This is a genomic window from Synechococcus sp. H55.7 (genome assembly GCF_047462395.1).
GTDB lineage: Bacteria > Cyanobacteriota > Cyanobacteriia > Thermostichales > Thermostichaceae > Thermostichus.
In genome coordinates this window covers 67617-83470 of the sequence record NZ_JANSJD010000011.1, presented here as the reverse complement: position 1 = coordinate 83470, position 15854 = coordinate 67617, and the positions used below count along the sequence as shown (strand labels likewise).

Annotated in this window: 14 protein-coding genes and 2 tRNA genes; 9 read left to right on the top strand and 7 right to left on the bottom strand. The window is 59.4% G+C overall.

The features are described 5' to 3' along the window. Positions 1-9: 9 nt before the first annotated feature. The 3 genes from NW851_RS07295 to yidC form a co-directional block, all read right to left on the bottom strand. On the bottom strand, positions 10-504 hold the full coding sequence (locus NW851_RS07295; RefSeq protein WP_414332671.1) for a YceD family protein: 495 nt from the start codon (positions 502-504) through the stop codon (positions 10-12). A gap of 86 nt (positions 505-590) precedes the next feature. Further along, positions 591-1184 (bottom strand): protein jag, encoded by a 594-nt coding sequence (locus NW851_RS07290; RefSeq protein ID WP_414332669.1) that lies wholly within the window; start codon positions 1182-1184, stop codon positions 591-593. A gap of 70 nt (positions 1185-1254) precedes the next feature. Then, positions 1255-2445 carry a membrane protein insertase YidC gene (yidC, locus tag NW851_RS07285; protein WP_414332667.1) on the bottom strand — a complete coding sequence of 397 codons (1191 nt, stop codon included), beginning with the start codon at positions 2443-2445 and terminating at the stop codon, positions 1255-1257. 198 nt (positions 2446-2643) lie between these two features. Between yidC and NW851_RS07280 the strand changes: the two genes are divergently transcribed. Then, positions 2644-2715, top strand: a tRNA-Asn gene (locus NW851_RS07280). A 243-nt stretch (positions 2716-2958) separates the two neighbouring features. Next, a complete protein-coding gene (locus NW851_RS07275; protein WP_414332700.1) occupies positions 2959-3477 on the top strand; it encodes an inorganic diphosphatase in 519 nt (172 codons plus the stop codon). Between the two features lie 6 nt (positions 3478-3483). Here NW851_RS07275 and NW851_RS07270 read toward each other — a convergent pair whose 3' ends face one another. Beyond that, positions 3484-5100: a B12-binding domain-containing radical SAM protein gene (locus tag NW851_RS07270; protein ID WP_414332665.1), complete on the bottom strand. Its 1617-nt coding sequence runs from the start codon at positions 5098-5100 to the stop codon at positions 3484-3486. Between the two features lie 137 nt (positions 5101-5237). Between NW851_RS07270 and NW851_RS07265 the strand changes: the two genes are divergently transcribed. Beyond that, the gene (locus NW851_RS07265) at positions 5238-6086 is read left to right on the top strand and encodes a methyltransferase domain-containing protein (RefSeq protein ID WP_414337440.1); all 849 of its coding nucleotides are present in this window, start codon (positions 5238-5240) and stop codon (positions 6084-6086) included. Positions 6087-6171: 85 nt separating this feature from the next. On the opposite strand, the gene NW851_RS07260 is transcribed toward NW851_RS07265, so the two are convergent. Continuing rightward, positions 6172-6792 (bottom strand): uracil-DNA glycosylase, encoded by a 621-nt coding sequence (locus NW851_RS07260; protein ID WP_414337495.1) that lies wholly within the window; start codon positions 6790-6792, stop codon positions 6172-6174. A 289-nt stretch (positions 6793-7081) separates the two neighbouring features. On the opposite strand from NW851_RS07260, the gene NW851_RS07255 reads away from it, so the two are divergent. From NW851_RS07255 to NW851_RS07230, 6 genes are all read left to right on the top strand, one after another. Then, positions 7082-8542: a TldD/PmbA family protein gene (locus tag NW851_RS07255; RefSeq protein ID WP_414337438.1), complete on the top strand. Its 1461-nt coding sequence runs from the start codon at positions 7082-7084 to the stop codon at positions 8540-8542. A gap of 15 nt (positions 8543-8557) precedes the next feature. Beyond that, on the top strand, positions 8558-9454 hold the full coding sequence (locus NW851_RS07250) for an Rpn family recombination-promoting nuclease/putative transposase (RefSeq protein WP_414337435.1): 897 nt from the start codon (positions 8558-8560) through the stop codon (positions 9452-9454). 13 nt (positions 9455-9467) lie between these two features. Beyond that, on the top strand, positions 9468-10808 hold the full coding sequence (locus NW851_RS07245) for a TldD/PmbA family protein (RefSeq protein ID WP_414337432.1): 1341 nt from the start codon (positions 9468-9470) through the stop codon (positions 10806-10808). Positions 10809-10812: 4 nt separating this feature from the next. Further along, on the top strand, positions 10813-11610 hold the full coding sequence (locus NW851_RS07240; protein WP_414332651.1) for an MBL fold metallo-hydrolase: 798 nt from the start codon (positions 10813-10815) through the stop codon (positions 11608-11610). Further along, positions 11607-12032: a DUF2358 domain-containing protein gene (locus tag NW851_RS07235; RefSeq protein WP_414337429.1), complete on the top strand. Its 426-nt coding sequence runs from the start codon at positions 11607-11609 to the stop codon at positions 12030-12032. The genes NW851_RS07240 and NW851_RS07235 overlap by 4 nt, the downstream gene beginning before the upstream one ends. A 72-nt stretch (positions 12033-12104) precedes the next feature. Continuing rightward, positions 12105-12189, top strand: a tRNA-Ser gene (locus tag NW851_RS07230). A gap of 338 nt (positions 12190-12527) precedes the next feature. Here NW851_RS07230 and NW851_RS07225 read toward each other — a convergent pair. Both NW851_RS07225 and NW851_RS07220 read right to left on the bottom strand, forming a co-directional pair. Beyond that, entirely contained in the window at positions 12528-13073 is a 546-nt protein-coding gene (locus NW851_RS07225) for a hypothetical protein (RefSeq protein ID WP_414337428.1), read from the bottom strand. A gap of 229 nt (positions 13074-13302) precedes the next feature. Continuing rightward, positions 13303-15714 (bottom strand): DEAD/DEAH box helicase, encoded by a 2412-nt coding sequence (locus NW851_RS07220; RefSeq protein WP_414337493.1) that lies wholly within the window; start codon positions 15712-15714, stop codon positions 13303-13305. Positions 15715-15854 lie beyond the last annotated feature (140 nt).

Genomic DNA, 15854 nt, shown 5'->3' with positions numbered 1-15854 from the left:
TCAAAAAAGCTAGGGAGAATCTTTCAAGAAAGAGGCCAAAGCTGCCCAGCGGGGATCCACCGCCGGCGCGGGAGATTCCACCCCAATGCCCGGACAATCGGGACGGCAGGGCAACTGGCGGGGCATCTGCAGATGTAGGTGCTGGTACATCCAGTCTTCGACATCCAGCTCACCATTGCAGGGCAGGCTCTCCAGCAGATCTGCTTCGTCTTGCAATTCCAGCTCCAAGGGCAGAGGCTCGGAACTGGGCTCCCGGATCAGGATGATCTCCTCAACTGCCAGATGCAGCCGGTGGTTAAACTGCTGTAGGCAACGGTGACAGGTGAGAGTCACAATGGTGTGGGCTTCGGCACTGACCTCGAGAAAGTGGCCCCGATGGCTGACTTCTAGGGATCCCTCGACAGGGGTCAAGCTCTCAAAGCCCGCAAAAAATTGCTTGAACTGCAACGCCTGGGTCTGACCTGGCATCTGCCGCAGATCGGATAGACGAATGGGCCTTAACATCGCGCCCCCTCCTTCGCACGTTTTGGGTAGCAGGGATCCCTGTTGTCAGGGTAGCAAGAGAGCGCAACGGGTCGCGGCCCAAATTTTCAGGACGAGGAAGCCAGTCGGATCACCAGACGACGGTCGGGCTCTTTACCACGGCTGAAGGTTTCCAAATCGGCGTAGGCAGGGTCTTTCAGCAGCGTGTGGATCTGCCGCCGCTCAGCAGCCGAGAGATCTGGAAACTCGTATTCGCGGCCACCGGCTCTCACCTTTTCCACAGCAGCAGCCACCAAAGCCTTCAGCTCCTGCAAACGCCGCTGACGATAGCCGTCCAGATCCAAAATATAGGGCTGCTGCTGGTCTTCCGGCAGGTTGAGGTTGAGAAGGGTGTTGGCCAGGTATTGCAACGCATCCAGCACCACAGGAGAGCGCTCTTCCTCCAGACCGGCCTCTTTGGAAGACGGCAAGGGCGATGCAGACACCTTGGAGAGCAGGAGTTGCTTCTGATCCGAAGTCAAAGAAGCCGCCTCGATTTCCAACACCTCACCCACCACCCGCACCTCCGCGGCGATCCCCATGGCCATCAGCACCTGCTGCAACCACTGCTTGGCTCGCTCTTGGTTGGCCACAAAGGTGGACTTGCTGGGGGAGTCAGATTTCTTAGCGGCAGATCCCGTAGAAGACTTAGGGCGGCTCATCTTGGGCAGCTTCCAACGTTGAAAGTGAGCTATCAACACTCAACAAGTCCACCCCAGCAGCTAGGCTTCCCTAGGGCTCAAAGGGCAGGGATTCACGGCCTTCCTTGGCTGCCCTGGGCTTGCTCGATTTCTCCACTTCCTTGGCCTCCACCGCTATTGTCTGGGCAGCCCGACGGCGCTCCTCTTCCACCAACTGCTGCAAGTTCTCCGGCAATGGCTCCCGCGAGAGCAAGAAAGTCTGCACCGTTTGGAAGATGTTGGAGACGAGGATGTAGAGCAAGACCCCCGCCGGCAACGGGAAAAACAGGAACATCGCCGAGAACAGCACCGGGGTAACACGAGCCATGGAACTCTGGCTGGGATCCTCTTTGCCCATATCCTGTCCGGCGTTCGTCAGGTACTGGTTCAGGTAAATGGACACCCCAAAGATGACGATCATGGCAATGATGTCCCAGTGGATGGTGCCATCCGGGTCAAAGGCTCCCACACGGCCCAACTTGTCGATGAACAGGAAACCGGTATCCGAGGCCAAACCGGGAATCGACACTTGCACAGTCACGTCCCCCGGCTGCAGGGCCAGCAAGGTGCCGTCTGGCTGGATCTGGGCGCGATCTTCCCCTTTGGTGATCTTCCAGGTGGGCTGCAACAGGTTGGGATCCCCACCTGCTTCTGTCACCAACTGCTCAAAGGGCTTGCCCCCCGGCCCCTGCAGCAAAAATTGCACCTCTTCCCCGACGGCGATCTTGGTACCCTTAGGCACCACCAGCACCACCGGCTTATGGAGAGAATCGGTCACAAAAATGTTCTTGCTGGGGCTAACGTAGGGAGCGGGCACCACCTCAGCCGCCACCTCCGCCGGCAGGATCTGCAAGTTGACGTCGTAGGTCACTGCGGCAAAGGGGGATCCCCGCAGCGTGGCAAACAGGGCAAACAGCACCGGCATTTGAATGAGCAGCGGCAGGCAGCCCCCTAAGGGATTGGCCCCCAGCTCGCTGTACAGCTTGGCCTGGGCTTCGCGCAGCTTTTGCGGATCGTCCCGATACTGCTCCTGGATTTCTCGCATCCGCCGCTGCATGACAGGGTTGATCACCTTCATGCGTCGCATGTTGCGGATGGATCCGACATTGAGCGGGTAGAGAGCAAAGCGGATCACCAACGTCAGGAAGATAATGGCCAGTCCATAGCTGGGCACGATCCCATAGAAAAAGTCCAGGATCGGCAGCATGACGTTGTTGGAGAGGAATCCGACTCCGAAGTCCATGAGGGGGTGCTGGCGAATGTCCGTAACCTATTGTAATGGCTTCCGTCCGGTTGACGAGGACGTTTTCCCGGACTTTCCGCTAGAGCAGGGTTGACAAACCCACGCACAATCTGAACTGGGGATCCCAAGGCCACCCAAGAGCTCCTCATCGGCAGTTGCCTAGCGGTGCTTTTTTCTCCTATGATGGAAAACGCTTAATCCTCGGTAGCTCAGCGGTAGAGCGGTCGGCTGTTAACCGATTGGTCGCAAGTTCGAATCTTGCCCGGGGAGTGTGTCCGCAATTGATCGAAAAGCTGGATCGGGATCCCGCATGCTTGGGGGCGAAGGCCAAGTCTTCGGTCTTATCGAGGATGGGGCACCTCCCGATGGGGGGAGAAGGGATGTGAAGGCCGGCTGAGGAGCCTGCCTCGCCGGTTGGCTGCTCCCGGCAAAGCGTCCCTCTATCTTTTGCGGCAGGGAGTATGTCAAAATACCCTCTGGCTGTCTATTCCCACTTTGAGGGTGCCTGCTGTGATCGACCTGTCGCGGATCCCTGCCCAACCGAAGCCCGGCCTGCTCAACATTTTGATTGAGATCCCCGGCGGCAGCAAAAACAAGTATGAGTTCGACAAGGACATGGGGGCGATGGCGCTGGATCGGGTGCTCTACTCCTCGGTGCAGTATCCTTACGATTACGGCTTTGTGCCCAACACGCTGGCCGGAGATGGGGATCCCTTGGATGGCTTGGTGATTATGGATCAGCCCACCTTCCCCGGCTGTGTGGTCACGGTGCGCCCGTTGGGCATGCTGCAGATGATCGACGGCGGGGATCCGGATGAGAAGTTGCTGTGTGTGCCCGCTAAGGATCCCCGCTACGCTTCGGTAACCAAGCTGGAGGACATTGCCCAGCACCGCCTGGATGAGATTGCGGAGTTTTTTGCCACCTACAAGCGCCTGGAAAAGAAGGAAACCCAAATCTTGGGCTGGAAAGGCTTGGCCGAAGCCGAGGCGATCATTGCCAGTAGCATTGCCGCCTACAAACAGCCCAAGTAGGCACCTTCAAGAGCTGCCAACCGAAAAAGCTTCCTGGCGATGTTGTAACAGTCGCTCTGGGGTGAGAGGGCCTTCGATGTGCTGCCAAGGCAGAGGATCCACTGGATCCCAGTCGCTGTGCACGTAGTAGTCCAAGGGCGGCAGTTGTCCCTTGAGCTCTTTGAAGGCGCGGCGGAAGCTGCCCAGAGACTCGCCCCACTGCCGCGCCAACTGCAAGACTCGGGCCACCCGCCGATCCCCCCGCGAGATGAGGGCTTGGATCACCGACCAACTGTAGCTTTCGGGACGGAACTCCACGCCCAGGGGACGCAGATGTTTTTGATACCACTGCAGCTTTTTCTCGGCCTGGGGATCCACCCCCTGCCACTGGAAGGGGGTGTGGGCCTTGGGCACAAAGGTGCTACAGCCCAAAGTCAAGCGCAGGCGGGGAGCCGCCTTCTTGAGCTCCTTGAAAAGAGCAACCGTCGCTTCCAGGTCGGCCTGGGTTTCCGCCGGGATCCCCACCATGCCGTAGAACTTGATCCCCTTCAGTCCGCCGGCCTGGGCGTGGGCGGCCGCCGCCAAGATCTCTTCATTGGTCAGCTTCTTGTTGACGATCCGGCGCAGCCGTTCTGAGCCGCTTTCAATGGCCACGGTAATGGACTGGCTGCCGCGGCGGGAAAGCACTTGCGCCAAGCGAGGCGTGACCGTGCCCGTGCGCACCGAGGCCAGGCTAAGGCGCACCTGCTCAAAGCGATCCTGCGCCAGGTACTCCAGCAACGGCTCAAACTGGGGGTGCTGGGTTACCGAAGCCCCCAAAAGGCCAATCCGCTGGGTAACCTGCAGCCCCCGCTCCACCGCCGGGATCAGATGCCCTTCTACGTCGGCAGCGCGAAAGGGCAAAGTTAGGTAGCTGGCCAGGCAAAAGCGGCACATCTCGGGGCAACTGCGCACCACCTCCACCATGTAGATGCTCTCCCAGGCCGCTTTGGGGGTAACCACGGTGGACACCGAGAGGGTGTTGCCGCGGAAGGTGTGCTTGCGGATGGAGCTGGGGATCCCGTCCCGCTTGGGAATGACCTTTTCCACCGGGCCGTCGGGGCCGCGGTAGTGGACTTCGTAGAGGCTGGGCACGTAGATCCCCGGCACCTGAGCCAGCGCCTGCAGCTTTTCGGCCCGGGATCCCTGCCGCACCTGCTGATAGGTCTGGATCATCTGCTCCACCAGGCCTTCCCCGTCTCCCAGCAGGATCAAGTCAAAGAACGCAGCAAAGGGCTCAGGGTTGGCCGTCAACACCGGGCCGCCGCCAAAAACCAAGGGATGCGCTTCTTCCCGCGCCTCGGCCTGGAGGGGGATCCCCTGTCGTTCCAACAGATCCAGGATATGGACGTAGTCCAGCTCCCAAGACAGGGAAAAACCCACCAGCTCCGGATCCCGCGGCAGCGGCTCGGCCAGGTCGGTAAACAGGCGGGCAACCGCCACCTCGCGGCGGCTGGCCAGCAGGCTCCAGATGACCTGGTAGCCGAGGCTGGTGATCCCTACCGAGTAGGTGTTGGGAAAGGCGTAGATGACCCGCACCGCGTCAGGCGCAGGTGTGGCCGGGGTGAAGAGAAGCTGTTCCAGAGCCAATTCCGAGGTGGCCAAGGCAGTCTAAGAAAGGGGGATGGGCGGCAAGGGCCTACTTTCCCAGCTTAATCGGGGTTTTGTCAGGCTGCGTCCAGGGCCAGCAGGGACGGCCAGATCGTCCAGAATGGAAGGGATCCCGACCCGCTCCTACCTGGATGGCTTCCCCCCTCAACCAACGCATCCGCCGCTTCTACGATGCTTCCTCCGGCCTGTGGGAGCAGGTGTGGGGGGAGCACATGCACCACGGCTACTATGAGCCGGGCCAGACCGGCAAGGATCGCCGCCAAGCCCAGATCGATCTCATGGAGCGAGTGATTCAATGGGGCCAGATCGGGGATCCTAAACCCCCTCAGCACATCCTCGATCTCGGCTGTGGCATTGGAGGGAGCAGCCTGGAGCTGGCGCGGCGCTTTGGCGCCGAGGTAACAGGCATTACCCTCAGCCCTGTCCAGGCCCGACGGGCCACGCAGCGGGCCCAGGAGGCCAGTCTGAGCCACAGGGTGCGCTTTTGGGTGGCCGATGCCCTGGAAATGCCCTTTGGCGACCACACCTTCGATCTGGTCTGGGCTCTGGAAAGCGGCGAGCACATGCCAGATAAGCGGCGGTTTCTGGCCGAGGGCTGGCGGGTCTTGCAGCCGGGCGGGCAGATGATGGTGGTGACCTGGTGCCACCGCGAGGGATCCCTGAGCCGCCAGGATCAGCGGCTTTTGCAGCAGATCTACGACGTGTACTGCCTGCCCTATGTCATCAGCTTGTCGGAGTATGAAGCACTGGCCCAAGAGGTGGGGTTCGAGCAGTTGCGCACCGCCGACTGGTCGGAGCGGGTGGCCCCCTTTTGGGATGAGGTAATTGCCTCGGCTCGCGATTGGCGGTGGATCCCGGCTTTGGTGCGCAGCGGCTGGGTCACCGTTCGTGGGGCGCTGGGGCTGGGCCTGATGCGGCGGGCCTATGCCACCCGCTTGCTGCGCTTTGGCTTGCTGAGCGGCTTCAAGCCTGCAAGTTAGGGATCCCATACCCCCCTCTCCCTTGGGAGAGGGGCTGGGGGTGAGGGCAGCAGCGCTGGCCACGTAAGCGACAGGGAAAGTGGGCTCAAAAGTCCTGCTGGGGTGGCGTTGCGCCAGCAAGTTCTAGGTACTTCTGCTTCACCGCCTGAATATCCTGCCACATCAACCACTTGGGGCTGCCGGGGGTGCGGTCAGGGTTGCGCAGCAAGTAGGCGGGGTGGAAGATGGGCATGCACCAGCGCCCCTGCCACTGGATCCACTCGCCGCGGATCTTGGTAATGCCCCGCTTATCCCCCAAAAGGGAGCGCACCGAAGTGGCCCCCGTCAACAAAATGATCCAGGGATCCACCAGGCGAATCTGCTCCAAGAGATAGGGTCGGCAGGCGTCCATCTCCGCCTGGGTGGGTACGCGGTTGTTGGGGGGGCGGCATTTGACCACATTGCAGATGTAAGTATCCCGCTCGGGATCGAGCCCCACCGAGGCCAGGATCTTGTCCAGCAACTGGCCGGACTTACCCACAAAGGGCAGGCCTTGCAGATCTTCGTTTTCCCCCGGCCCCTCGCCAACAATCACGATCTTGGCTTTAGGGTTACCTCGGTGCACCACCACATGGGTACGGTTGGCCGCCAACTCACAGCGCTGGCAGACCCGGCAGTGCTGCTCCAGTTGTTCTAGATCCCGATAGGTGCCGGGGGGAATGGGCACCTGAGCCGAGAGCGGGATCTGATCCCATTGGGGAAGCGTCTCCGTTGCAGAGGCAGGTGGCTCTAGGGGATCGTCAAATAGGCTGGGCTGAAGCTCCGAGGGTCTTTTCTTGGCAGCCATTGCAAGGTGAGGGATCCTTGTGCAGCGATCTTCGGCCGCTCCTCTGCCCTTGTCAAGCTTGGAGTCTCTTTCCCCAAAAGGGCAGCCTTTACGTCTTGTTAAACTGAGGGAGCAAAAGATGGCGGCATCTAGCCTGCCCTTTCCCTCTTTTGAGTGCTCTCGGCCTACTATGCTGCTTTTATCCAAAGAACTGCCCAACCTCGACTACCGCCCCACCCTGCAGCGCTTTGACGAGGACTGGCGGGATCCCCTTGCAACTCTCTTGGGCTGGGGGCGGGCTGCCGGCGCCGATCTGGTGGAGATCTTCCTGGAGCGGGCTAACTCCATCAGTTGCCTGGCGGAAGACGACACCCTCACCAGCATCACCCCTCGACTTTCCACCGGCGCGGGGGTGCGGGTGTTTCGCGGCCTGGCCGACTGCTACGTCAGCACCAACGATCTCTCCTTTGCCGGCCTCAAAGCTGCCCTAGAAAAAGGCCTGCTCTTGATGGGCCTCACCCCCCCTGGCCCTGCTGCTTTGGTCTCCACCGTCAACCTAGGGCTGCTCCAGGACTACGCCGAGCGCCGCGGTAAAGACGGCTGGCTCAAGGAATGCAGCTCCCTTGCCGAGATGGGGGAGATCCTGCTGCGGGCCAACGCAGAGCTGAAGCGGCAAGCTCACCATGTTCAGTCCCGCCGCACCAACTACTTCCGTGACTGGCAGGAGATCCTGGTGGCCTGCAGCGACGGCACCTTTGTGCGCGACATCCGCCTTACCCAGTCGGTTAGTTCTACCCTGCTCTGTGCCGATGGGGATCATCGCGCTTCCGTTAGCCAGCGCGCAGGGGGCACCAGGGATCCCGACTTTTTGCGCCGCTGGGATCTCGTAGCCCACAGCCAGGAGCTGGCAGAAGCCGCCCGCCAGATGCTCTATGCCGACTATGTGGAATCGGGCACCTACCCGATTGTAATGTCCAACGCCTTTGGCGGCGTCATCTTCCACGAGGCCTGTGGGCATCTCTTGGAAACGACCCAGATCGAGCGCAAAACCACTCCCTTTGCCGACAAAAAAGGCCAGAAAATTGCCCACAAAAACCTCACCGCCTGGGACGAGGGGCTTTCCGAGGGGGCCTTTGGCAGCCTGGACGTGGACGACGAGGGCATGCCCGTCCAGCGCACCCTGCTCATTGAAAAGGGCATTTTGAAAAACTTCCTGGCCGACCGGGCCGGCTCCATGCGCACCGGCCATCCCCGCACCGGCAGTGGTCGCCGGCAAAACTACACCTTTGCCCCTGCCAGCCGCATGCGCAACACCTACATCGCCCCCGGCGACGCCGAACTGGACGACCTGTTTGCCTCTATTGACAAAGGCATCTACTGCAAGCGCATGGGGGGCGGCAGTGTCGGCCCCACCGGCCAATTTAACTTTGCCGTGGAAGAAGCCTATCTCATCCAAAATGGCAAAATCACCAAGCCTCTCAAGGGAGCCACGCTGATTGGAGAAGCCAAGGATATCTTGACCAAGATCTCTATGTGCTCCAAGGATCTCCGCCTGGCACCTGGCTTTTGCGGTTCTGTCAGCGGCAGCATCTACGTTACTGTGGGCCAGCCCCACATCAAGGTGGACTCCATCACCGTGGGCGGGCGCTAGTTTCAGGGATCCCCCATGGCCTACGACAACATCTGCAAGTACCTGGCGGAGCGCTTTCCGGAGCAGTTTGCCCGTTGGCTGATGGGAGAGGTAGCTCTGCCGGTACAGCTTCTGCCCACAGAACTGTCGGAGGAGCCCATGCGAGCCGATTCGGTCATTCTGCTAGGGCTACAGCAGGGCATTTTGCATCTGGAATTTCAAACAGATCCGGATCCTGAAATCCCCTTTCGCATGGCCGACTATCGGCTCCGCCTCTATCGGAAATATCCCCAGCTATCGGTGCGGCAGGTGGTCATTTATCTTCGCAAAACGCGCTCGCAGCGGGTCTTCCAAACCTCTTTTCGCCTAGAAAGGCTAAGCCATGAGTTTGAAGTCGTTCGCCTCTGGGAGTGTAACTTGCCAGCCAGGGTCGATTGGCCAGCGCTGCTGCCTTTTCGAGTCTTGAGCCAGGTGGAGGATCCTGGAGAAACCTTACGAGAAGTCGTTGCTGAGCTGGAGCGCTTGCCAGAGTCCAGCGAGCAGCGGGAATTGGCAGCGGCAACAGCCGTTTTGGCAGGACTAGCATTGGATCGGGGCTTGATTCAGCAAATCATGAGGTCCTTGGATATGAGGGAATCGGTGATCTACCAGGAATGGCGGGCAGAAGCTCTGCGGGAGGGGTTGGAAGCAGGGCGCAAAGAAGGCCTGCAACTGGGCTTACAACAGGGCTTACAACAGGGCTTGCAACAGGGTTTGCAACACGGGGAAGCAACACTGGTTTTGCGGCTTTTGCGGCGGAAGCTGGGATCCCTTGACCCGGCCTTGGAAAACCAGATTTGGGCCTTGCCGCCGTCGCAGCTGGAGGCGCTAGGGGAAGCTTTGTTGGATTTCCACAGCGTGGAGGACTTGACCGCCTGGCTGGCCCGTCGGTAGGGAAGGAGTAGCGATGCTGCAAGTTGAGGCCTTGGCCGAACAGGCGCAAAGCTGTGCCAAACGTTTGGGGATCCCCCAGTTTGATCTCTACGGAGCCGAGGTGGACGAGACCAGCGTGCAGGTGGAGCAGGGGGAGCCCCGTCAGGTAAAAGCCTCTCACCGCTGCAGTGTGACGGTGCGGGCCTGGAACGACCAGGGCCAGGTGGGGGTGACTTCCACCACCGCTGTGGACGAGGCAGGGCTGGAACTGGCTCTGCAGACGGCCTTGGAAGCCAGCCACTTCGGCGTGCGGGAACACGCACCCGAATTGAGTCCAGAAGCGAAGCTGCCCATTCTCCAGCCCTGTAACGACAAAAGGCCGCTGGCGCTGGCCAGCGAGCTTCTGGAGCAACTGCTGGCCGCTGAGAAGGCTTTACTGGGATCCCATCCCGCCATCCAGGGGGTACCCTACAACGGCCTGGCCCAGCGGCAGATCGACCGCTTTTACCTCAACAGCGACCAGGCTCTGCGACAGGAGGGCCACACCCTGACCTCGGTCTTTCTCTACGGCAAGGCAGAACAGGAGGGTCGCAAACCCCGCAGCGCCGGCGCTATGCGGGTAGCCCGCAGCCTGGAGGAGTTGGATATCCAGGGCTGCGTCAAGGAAGCAGCCGAGAAACTCATCAGCCACCTGGAGTACGAGCGGATCCCTTCGGGGAAATACACAGTGGTTTTTTCCGGGGAAGCTTTTTTAAGCCTCTTGGGCGCTTTCTCCAATCTCTTCAACGCCCAAAACATCCTGGACAACCAAAGCCTGTCCACTCCCGACTCACTGGGCAAGCAGATTGCCTCGCCGCTGCTCTCGGTGTGTGATGACGCCTTGCACCCTACCAACGTGAGCGCAATTAGCTTCGACGGTGAAGGCACTCCCACCCGCCGCGTTCCCCTCATCACCAATGGAGTTCTGACCCACTTTTTGCACAGCGCCGGCACCGCCAAACGCCTGGGGGCCCAGCCCACGGGACATGCCAATATCGGCGCCAAGGTGACGGTGGCGGCCCACTACTACCACGTCTTTGCCGGGGCTCCACCAGAGAGCACCTACGACCTGGCCACGGCTGAGAATGTGGTCTGGATTGACGAGCTGCAGGCTCTCCATGCCGGAGTCAAGCCTCTGCAGGGATCCTTTTCCCTGCCCTTTCAGGGCTGGTGGGTGCGCCAGGGAGAGCGCATCAGTATCGAGGCGGCAACGGTAGCGGGGGATTTTCTAGGACTCTTGCAGTCGATTTTCTACGTCGAGCCGGAGCCCCAAATCACCCCTGCTGGTTTGTGTCCTCGCATTTGGGTAGCCGATCTCTCCATCACCGGGCAGTAGCACCATGAAACTCACCCGCATCGACCTCAACAGTTGGCTAATCCATACCCAGACCCAGACTTTTCTGCTGGATCCGTGGCTGGTGGATCCCTTGGTGTTCTTTGGCCTGCCCTGGTTCATCCGCCTGGAGCACCGCCAGGTGCCGCCCTTCACACCAGAAACCCTGCCCAAACTCGACGCCATCCTCCTCAGCCAGGGCCAGCCGGATCATTGCCACCCCCCCACCCTGCAGCGGCTGAACCGGCAGATCCCGGTTTTCGCTGCGCCGACAGCCGCCCGCGTGGCACGGAGCCTTGGCTTTAAGAGGGTGCAGGCCCTGGATCCCTGGCAGTCAGTGCAGTGGGGAGATCTGCGCATCACAGCGGTTCCGGGAGCACCTCTAGGGCCGGTGCGGGAGCTGGGCTTTTTGCTGGAGGAGCTGCCGACCCAGACGCGGCTTTACTACGAGCCCCACCTCTCCCAACCGGATATCCGCCCGCGGCTGCAGCAGGAGTTTGCCCCCATCCACACCCTGCTGATCCCGGTGGTAGGCCAGATCTTTCCCCTCTTGGGCGAGGTGATCATGGGGCCGGAGCGGGCCCTGCAGGTGGTGGCCGCCCTGCGCCCACAGCAGGTGATTCCCACCGCTATGGGAGAGGTAGATTACCACGGCTGGTTTGCCGCCCAGATCCGCCCTCTGGGGAGCCTAGAGGAGTTCCGGGAAAAGCTGGGATCCCTGAACGCCGCCACTGGCCAATCCATCCGGCTGTGCTGTCCTGCCCCAGGGGAGACGGTATCCCTTCCCGCTGAGGTCAGAGCATGAGCCACCCTTCTCAGCCCAGCCTCGACCTGGTGGCCATCCTGCGGGCCGATTACGCCCGCTTTCCTCGGGATCAAACCTACTCCATCTACGACCCCCAGGTTTATTTCCGGGATCCCCTCAACGAGTTTCGCGGCCTGGATCGCTATCGAGCTATGATCGCCAGCCTAGAGCGCTGGCTGCAGGATATCCATCTTGAGCTGCACGACATCCACCAGAGCGGCAACCACATCCGCAGCGAGTGGACGCTGAGGGGATCCCTGTCTTTTTTGCCCTGGCGTCCCCGCCTGTGCATCCCCGGCTGGACAGAGATGCGGCTTAACCCCGCAGGTCTCATCGAATCCCACGTTGACTACTGGCGCTGCTCCCGCTGGAAGGTGATGCGGCAAATGTTTCGGCCTGGGGATGCCAAAGGATCCTCTTAGTGACCGCCATCCTTTGCTAGGATCACAAAGCTGACTTTTTAGCTCTGCTGGAAAGTCATTAATCTGTGCGCTGGAGAGATGGCCGAGTGGTCGAAGGCGCAGCACTGGAAATGCTGTGTGGGGCAACTCACCGTGGGTTCGAATCCCACTCTCTCCGTTATCAGGTAGTCCACTGGTATCCACCCAAGTCCAGAAAGTTCTTATCTGGTGAGGCTTCTGGGCTTTTTGGTGTCCAGGGAAGTCTGGCCAAGTCCACTGAGATCCAGGCTACAGTGGGACACGGCAAGCGGGGTCGGGCATGGACCTAACGGAGTTGGCCATCAGAAGTGCCAAACCCAGTTCGAGCTCTGCACAACCAATGCCACTGATCCAAACCTCATTGTCAGCTTCATCGGACGGATCCCTGATTCAATGTAGTCAATTTCTTCTCTTCTTGGATTAGCCAACATTTAGCGTAAAGTTTAGCTCTACGAATTAGTTAATGTATAGTTCGGGTTACCTTCCTCTCGTCAGTCTTTCAATCAGAACATCTATTGATCCGACGCAATGATGGTTTGCTGGAATGGAGTAATACTTTTCTTCTGCTCCACGAATTTTAGGGTTAACGATTGGAAACTCTCCATCTTGCAAGGCATTAAAAAATTCAGTGTCGAGCGCTACCGTACGTAACAAGTCGTTCCGAGGCAAGTGATGCACTAACCAAACCTCATGTTCTCCTTCTCTTTTTCTTTGAGCATTTTGAACCTTGTCAGGTCTAATCCACAGAGGCTGATATTCGTCGACCGAGGTTGTCAATGGCCCAGTAATTTCAAGGTACACGTTTGTTCCAACGACAAAGATATCTGGATCACCTTTCTCGTGACCATGCTGTGTTGCGTTCCCAGGTAGGTACTCTGACTGGCCTGTCCCTAAACCTCTAAATTCAACTTGAATTCTGCCATCAGACATAGACTCCAGAAGCTTTGCAACCTTATGCTCTCGCTTTGCAGACTCCTCCCAGGAATGTTTGTACTTATCTTTCCAATAGTTGAAGTCAGGCACGTTGTACTCACCTCATTTTCTTAACTCTGATAAAGCCCAAAGGCTTTTTTCCCAGATAGAGTATCATCCATGAACACCCCTGGAATCTGTCCAGCAGCTCAATCACTTCTGAAGACTTTGAAGTATGATTACACTGGGGTTGGTCAAAAGGTTAGCAGCTAGGCTTTCTGCAAACAGTGGCATAGCTACACTTGTGTCCCTGAAAAAGAGAAAGTCAGTAATTCTAGTTCTAGATCAGCTCGCTGACCGGGAAGCGATCCAGCATCTTTTGGGCTTCGCGGGCATTTTCCCGCAACTCTGACGGCAGATGGGGGACATAGGGGATCTGAGAAAGCAAATCCAACGTGCGACGGATCAGGCGCACCAAGTCGCCGGCATCCAGGTTGGTACTGGCCTCTAAGGTTTTCCAAGGAGTCCCTTGCGCCCAGTGTTCCACGATCCCGGCCAAGCTGGGCTCAAACCCAATCGGCACATGAAACACCTGGTGTTGCCGCTGGCTGCGGAACAGTTGCCGCCGCAGGCCCCGTAACCCATGCAACACATCCTCCACCAGCCCCGAGGTGCGCAGCCGGCTGTAGGTACCTGAACGGGGAGGCTCTGAAACCAAGGCAGCCACAACTCCGGCCAGATGATGAGGAGCACAGCCTTGACATTCCCCAGAGAGCAGAGCCAGCGCCAGCCAGAGCTCGTTATCCCCTCGCAGAGCGGCCACCACCTCTCCGCTGGCGGTAGGTTGATACTCCCGCAGACAGTCGAACTCCTGCAACACCCCCACCAAGGCCATAAATTGCTGCCAGCGCAACTCCTGCACCGAATCGCTTTGCCGCTCCAGATGCTCAAGGCGCTTGAGCAAGCGCTGCCGTTTTTCTCGTAGGCCCAGCAGTTTTTTCCCCACTTGGTGGGCGGGATTCTCTCGGATTTGAGCTTCCAGGGCGCGGATCTTTTCCTCTTGGGCTTGGATGTGGGGAAAAGCCAACAGGCGCAGGGTGGGATCCGGCTCGGCTTCTCGCTGTTTGAGTAGGTAGCGCAAGATGCGCCGTTCTTCCCGCCGCTGCGCCTGCATTTTCTCATAGCGGGCGATATCTTCAGCAGAAATATCTCCCAGGAGGCGGTCGATCTCTTCCAGCTCGGCGCGCGTCTGCTGCAGTTCTTGTTGTTCGGGCAGCTTTTGCAGCGAGAGCAAATACTGGCCAAAGCTGCGGTTAATGAGATCCCGCGCCGCTTCCAAAGAGTGCTTTTGCAGCAGGTTCAGCACCATGCCATAGGTGGGGGTAAACTGGCTCACCAAGGGATCCGCCCCCGCCGTGGCCAGCCGCGCCGCCTCTTGCGCCCCTTCAAAAGGCGATTGCAAGGTCACCACATGCCCGATCACATCTTTGCCCCGTCGCCCGGCCCGGCCCGACATTTGCATAAACTCAGAGGCGGTCAAGAGGCGGTGGCCGTTATCGGTGCGCTTGGAAAGAGAAGAGATGACCGTGGTGCGGGCGGGCATGTTGATCCCGGCGGCCAAGGTCTCGGTGGCGAAGACCAGCTTCACCAATCCCTGCTGAAACAGGTGCTCCACCAAGCCCTTCCAGGCGGGCAACATGCCGGCATGGTGGGCGGCAATACCCCGGTAGAGGGCATCCAGTTGATCCCGACGCACAGCTTCCGGCGTTTCCCGGCAAAAGCAGTCGATCTGCTCGGCCAACTGCTGCCGTTCTGCCTCGCTGGCGACTAAGTCCAAGTTCCCCACACCGGCCACCGCCAGGTCGCAACCTTTGCGGCTGAAAATGAAATAGATGGCCGGCAACATATCTCGCTGGCGCAAGTTTTCCACCACCTGCACCATATCTGGCACCCCCCCATAGGAGGACTGGCCGGACTTGGAGGGTTTGCTTTTTAGGCGGCGATTGCGAACCCACTGGCCCGACTCCGTTTGCTCCAGCAGGGGGAACAGTCCTTTGCGATTGGCAAAGTGAAATTGCAGCGGCACCGGGCGATGGCTGGAGTCGATCAGGCGGGTGGGACCATGCACCTGGTTCATCCAGTCGGCGAGCTGGTCGCTGTTGGCCAGGGTGGCCGAAAGGGCGATGAGCTGGATTGTGGGGGGGCAATAGATGATCGCTTCTTCCCAGACGGTGCCCCGCTGCTGGTCGTTCATGTAGTGGCATTCGTCCAGGATCACCGCCTGCACATCCCGCAAGGGATCCCGGTTCAGGGCCTCCGCATCCTCCCAAGGTTCCATCTCACTGACGTAGGCCCCTCTCTGAACCGCCAGAGAGAGCGGCGTGCCGTAGAGCATGTTGCGGAAGATCTCGGTGGTCATCACCAAGATCGGCGCCTCCCGGTTGATGGAGATGTCGCCGGTGAGGAGGCCAACCCGCTCCGGGCCGAATTGCTGGCCGAAATCGCGAAACTTTTGGTTGGAAAGAGCCTTCAGAGGGGTTGTATAAAAAGCCCGCTTGCCCTGGGACAAGGCCCGATAGATAGCATATTCTCCGATCAGGGTCTTGCCGGATCCAGTGGGAGCACAGACCACCACCGATTCCCCTGCCGCCAGAACCTGAATGGCCCGGATCTGAAATTCGTCCAGCTCGAAGGGGAAAAGCTGCCGCAACTCGTCCAGCAAATCGGTTGCCGGGGAGAGAAGCGCATTCATGGGATCCAAGAAGTCGGCATTGACATCTGGAAAGCCAGCCAACTCGCTGCTGCTTATGTGTTATACCTTCCAGAATACAAGCTTCCTCAGGGTATTGGCTCTAAATGCCGAGCCGAGGGTTAGCAGCCTCCTGGGCAATG

Coding starts and splice junctions, on each gene's coding strand:
- NW851_RS07295 (WP_414332671.1), bottom strand. CDS start 504: ATGTTAAGGCCCATTCGTCTATCCGATCTGCGGCAGATGCCAGGTCAG.
- NW851_RS07290 (WP_414332669.1), bottom strand. CDS start 1,184: ATGAGCCGCCCTAAGTCTTCTACGGGATCTGCCGCTAAGAAATCTGAC.
- yidC (WP_414332667.1), bottom strand. CDS start 2,445: ATGGACTTCGGAGTCGGATTCCTCTCCAACAACGTCATGCTGCCGATC.
- NW851_RS07265 (WP_414337440.1), top strand. CDS start 5,238: ATGGCTTCCCCCCTCAACCAACGCATCCGCCGCTTCTACGATGCTTCC.
- NW851_RS07255 (WP_414337438.1), top strand. CDS start 7,082: ATGCTGCTTTTATCCAAAGAACTGCCCAACCTCGACTACCGCCCCACC.
- NW851_RS07250 (WP_414337435.1), top strand. CDS start 8,558: ATGGCCTACGACAACATCTGCAAGTACCTGGCGGAGCGCTTTCCGGAG.
- NW851_RS07245 (WP_414337432.1), top strand. CDS start 9,468: ATGCTGCAAGTTGAGGCCTTGGCCGAACAGGCGCAAAGCTGTGCCAAA.
- NW851_RS07240 (WP_414332651.1), top strand. CDS start 10,813: ATGAAACTCACCCGCATCGACCTCAACAGTTGGCTAATCCATACCCAG.
- NW851_RS07235 (WP_414337429.1), top strand. CDS start 11,607: ATGAGCCACCCTTCTCAGCCCAGCCTCGACCTGGTGGCCATCCTGCGG.
- NW851_RS07220 (WP_414337493.1), bottom strand. CDS start 15,714: ATGAATGCGCTTCTCTCCCCGGCAACCGATTTGCTGGACGAGTTGCGG.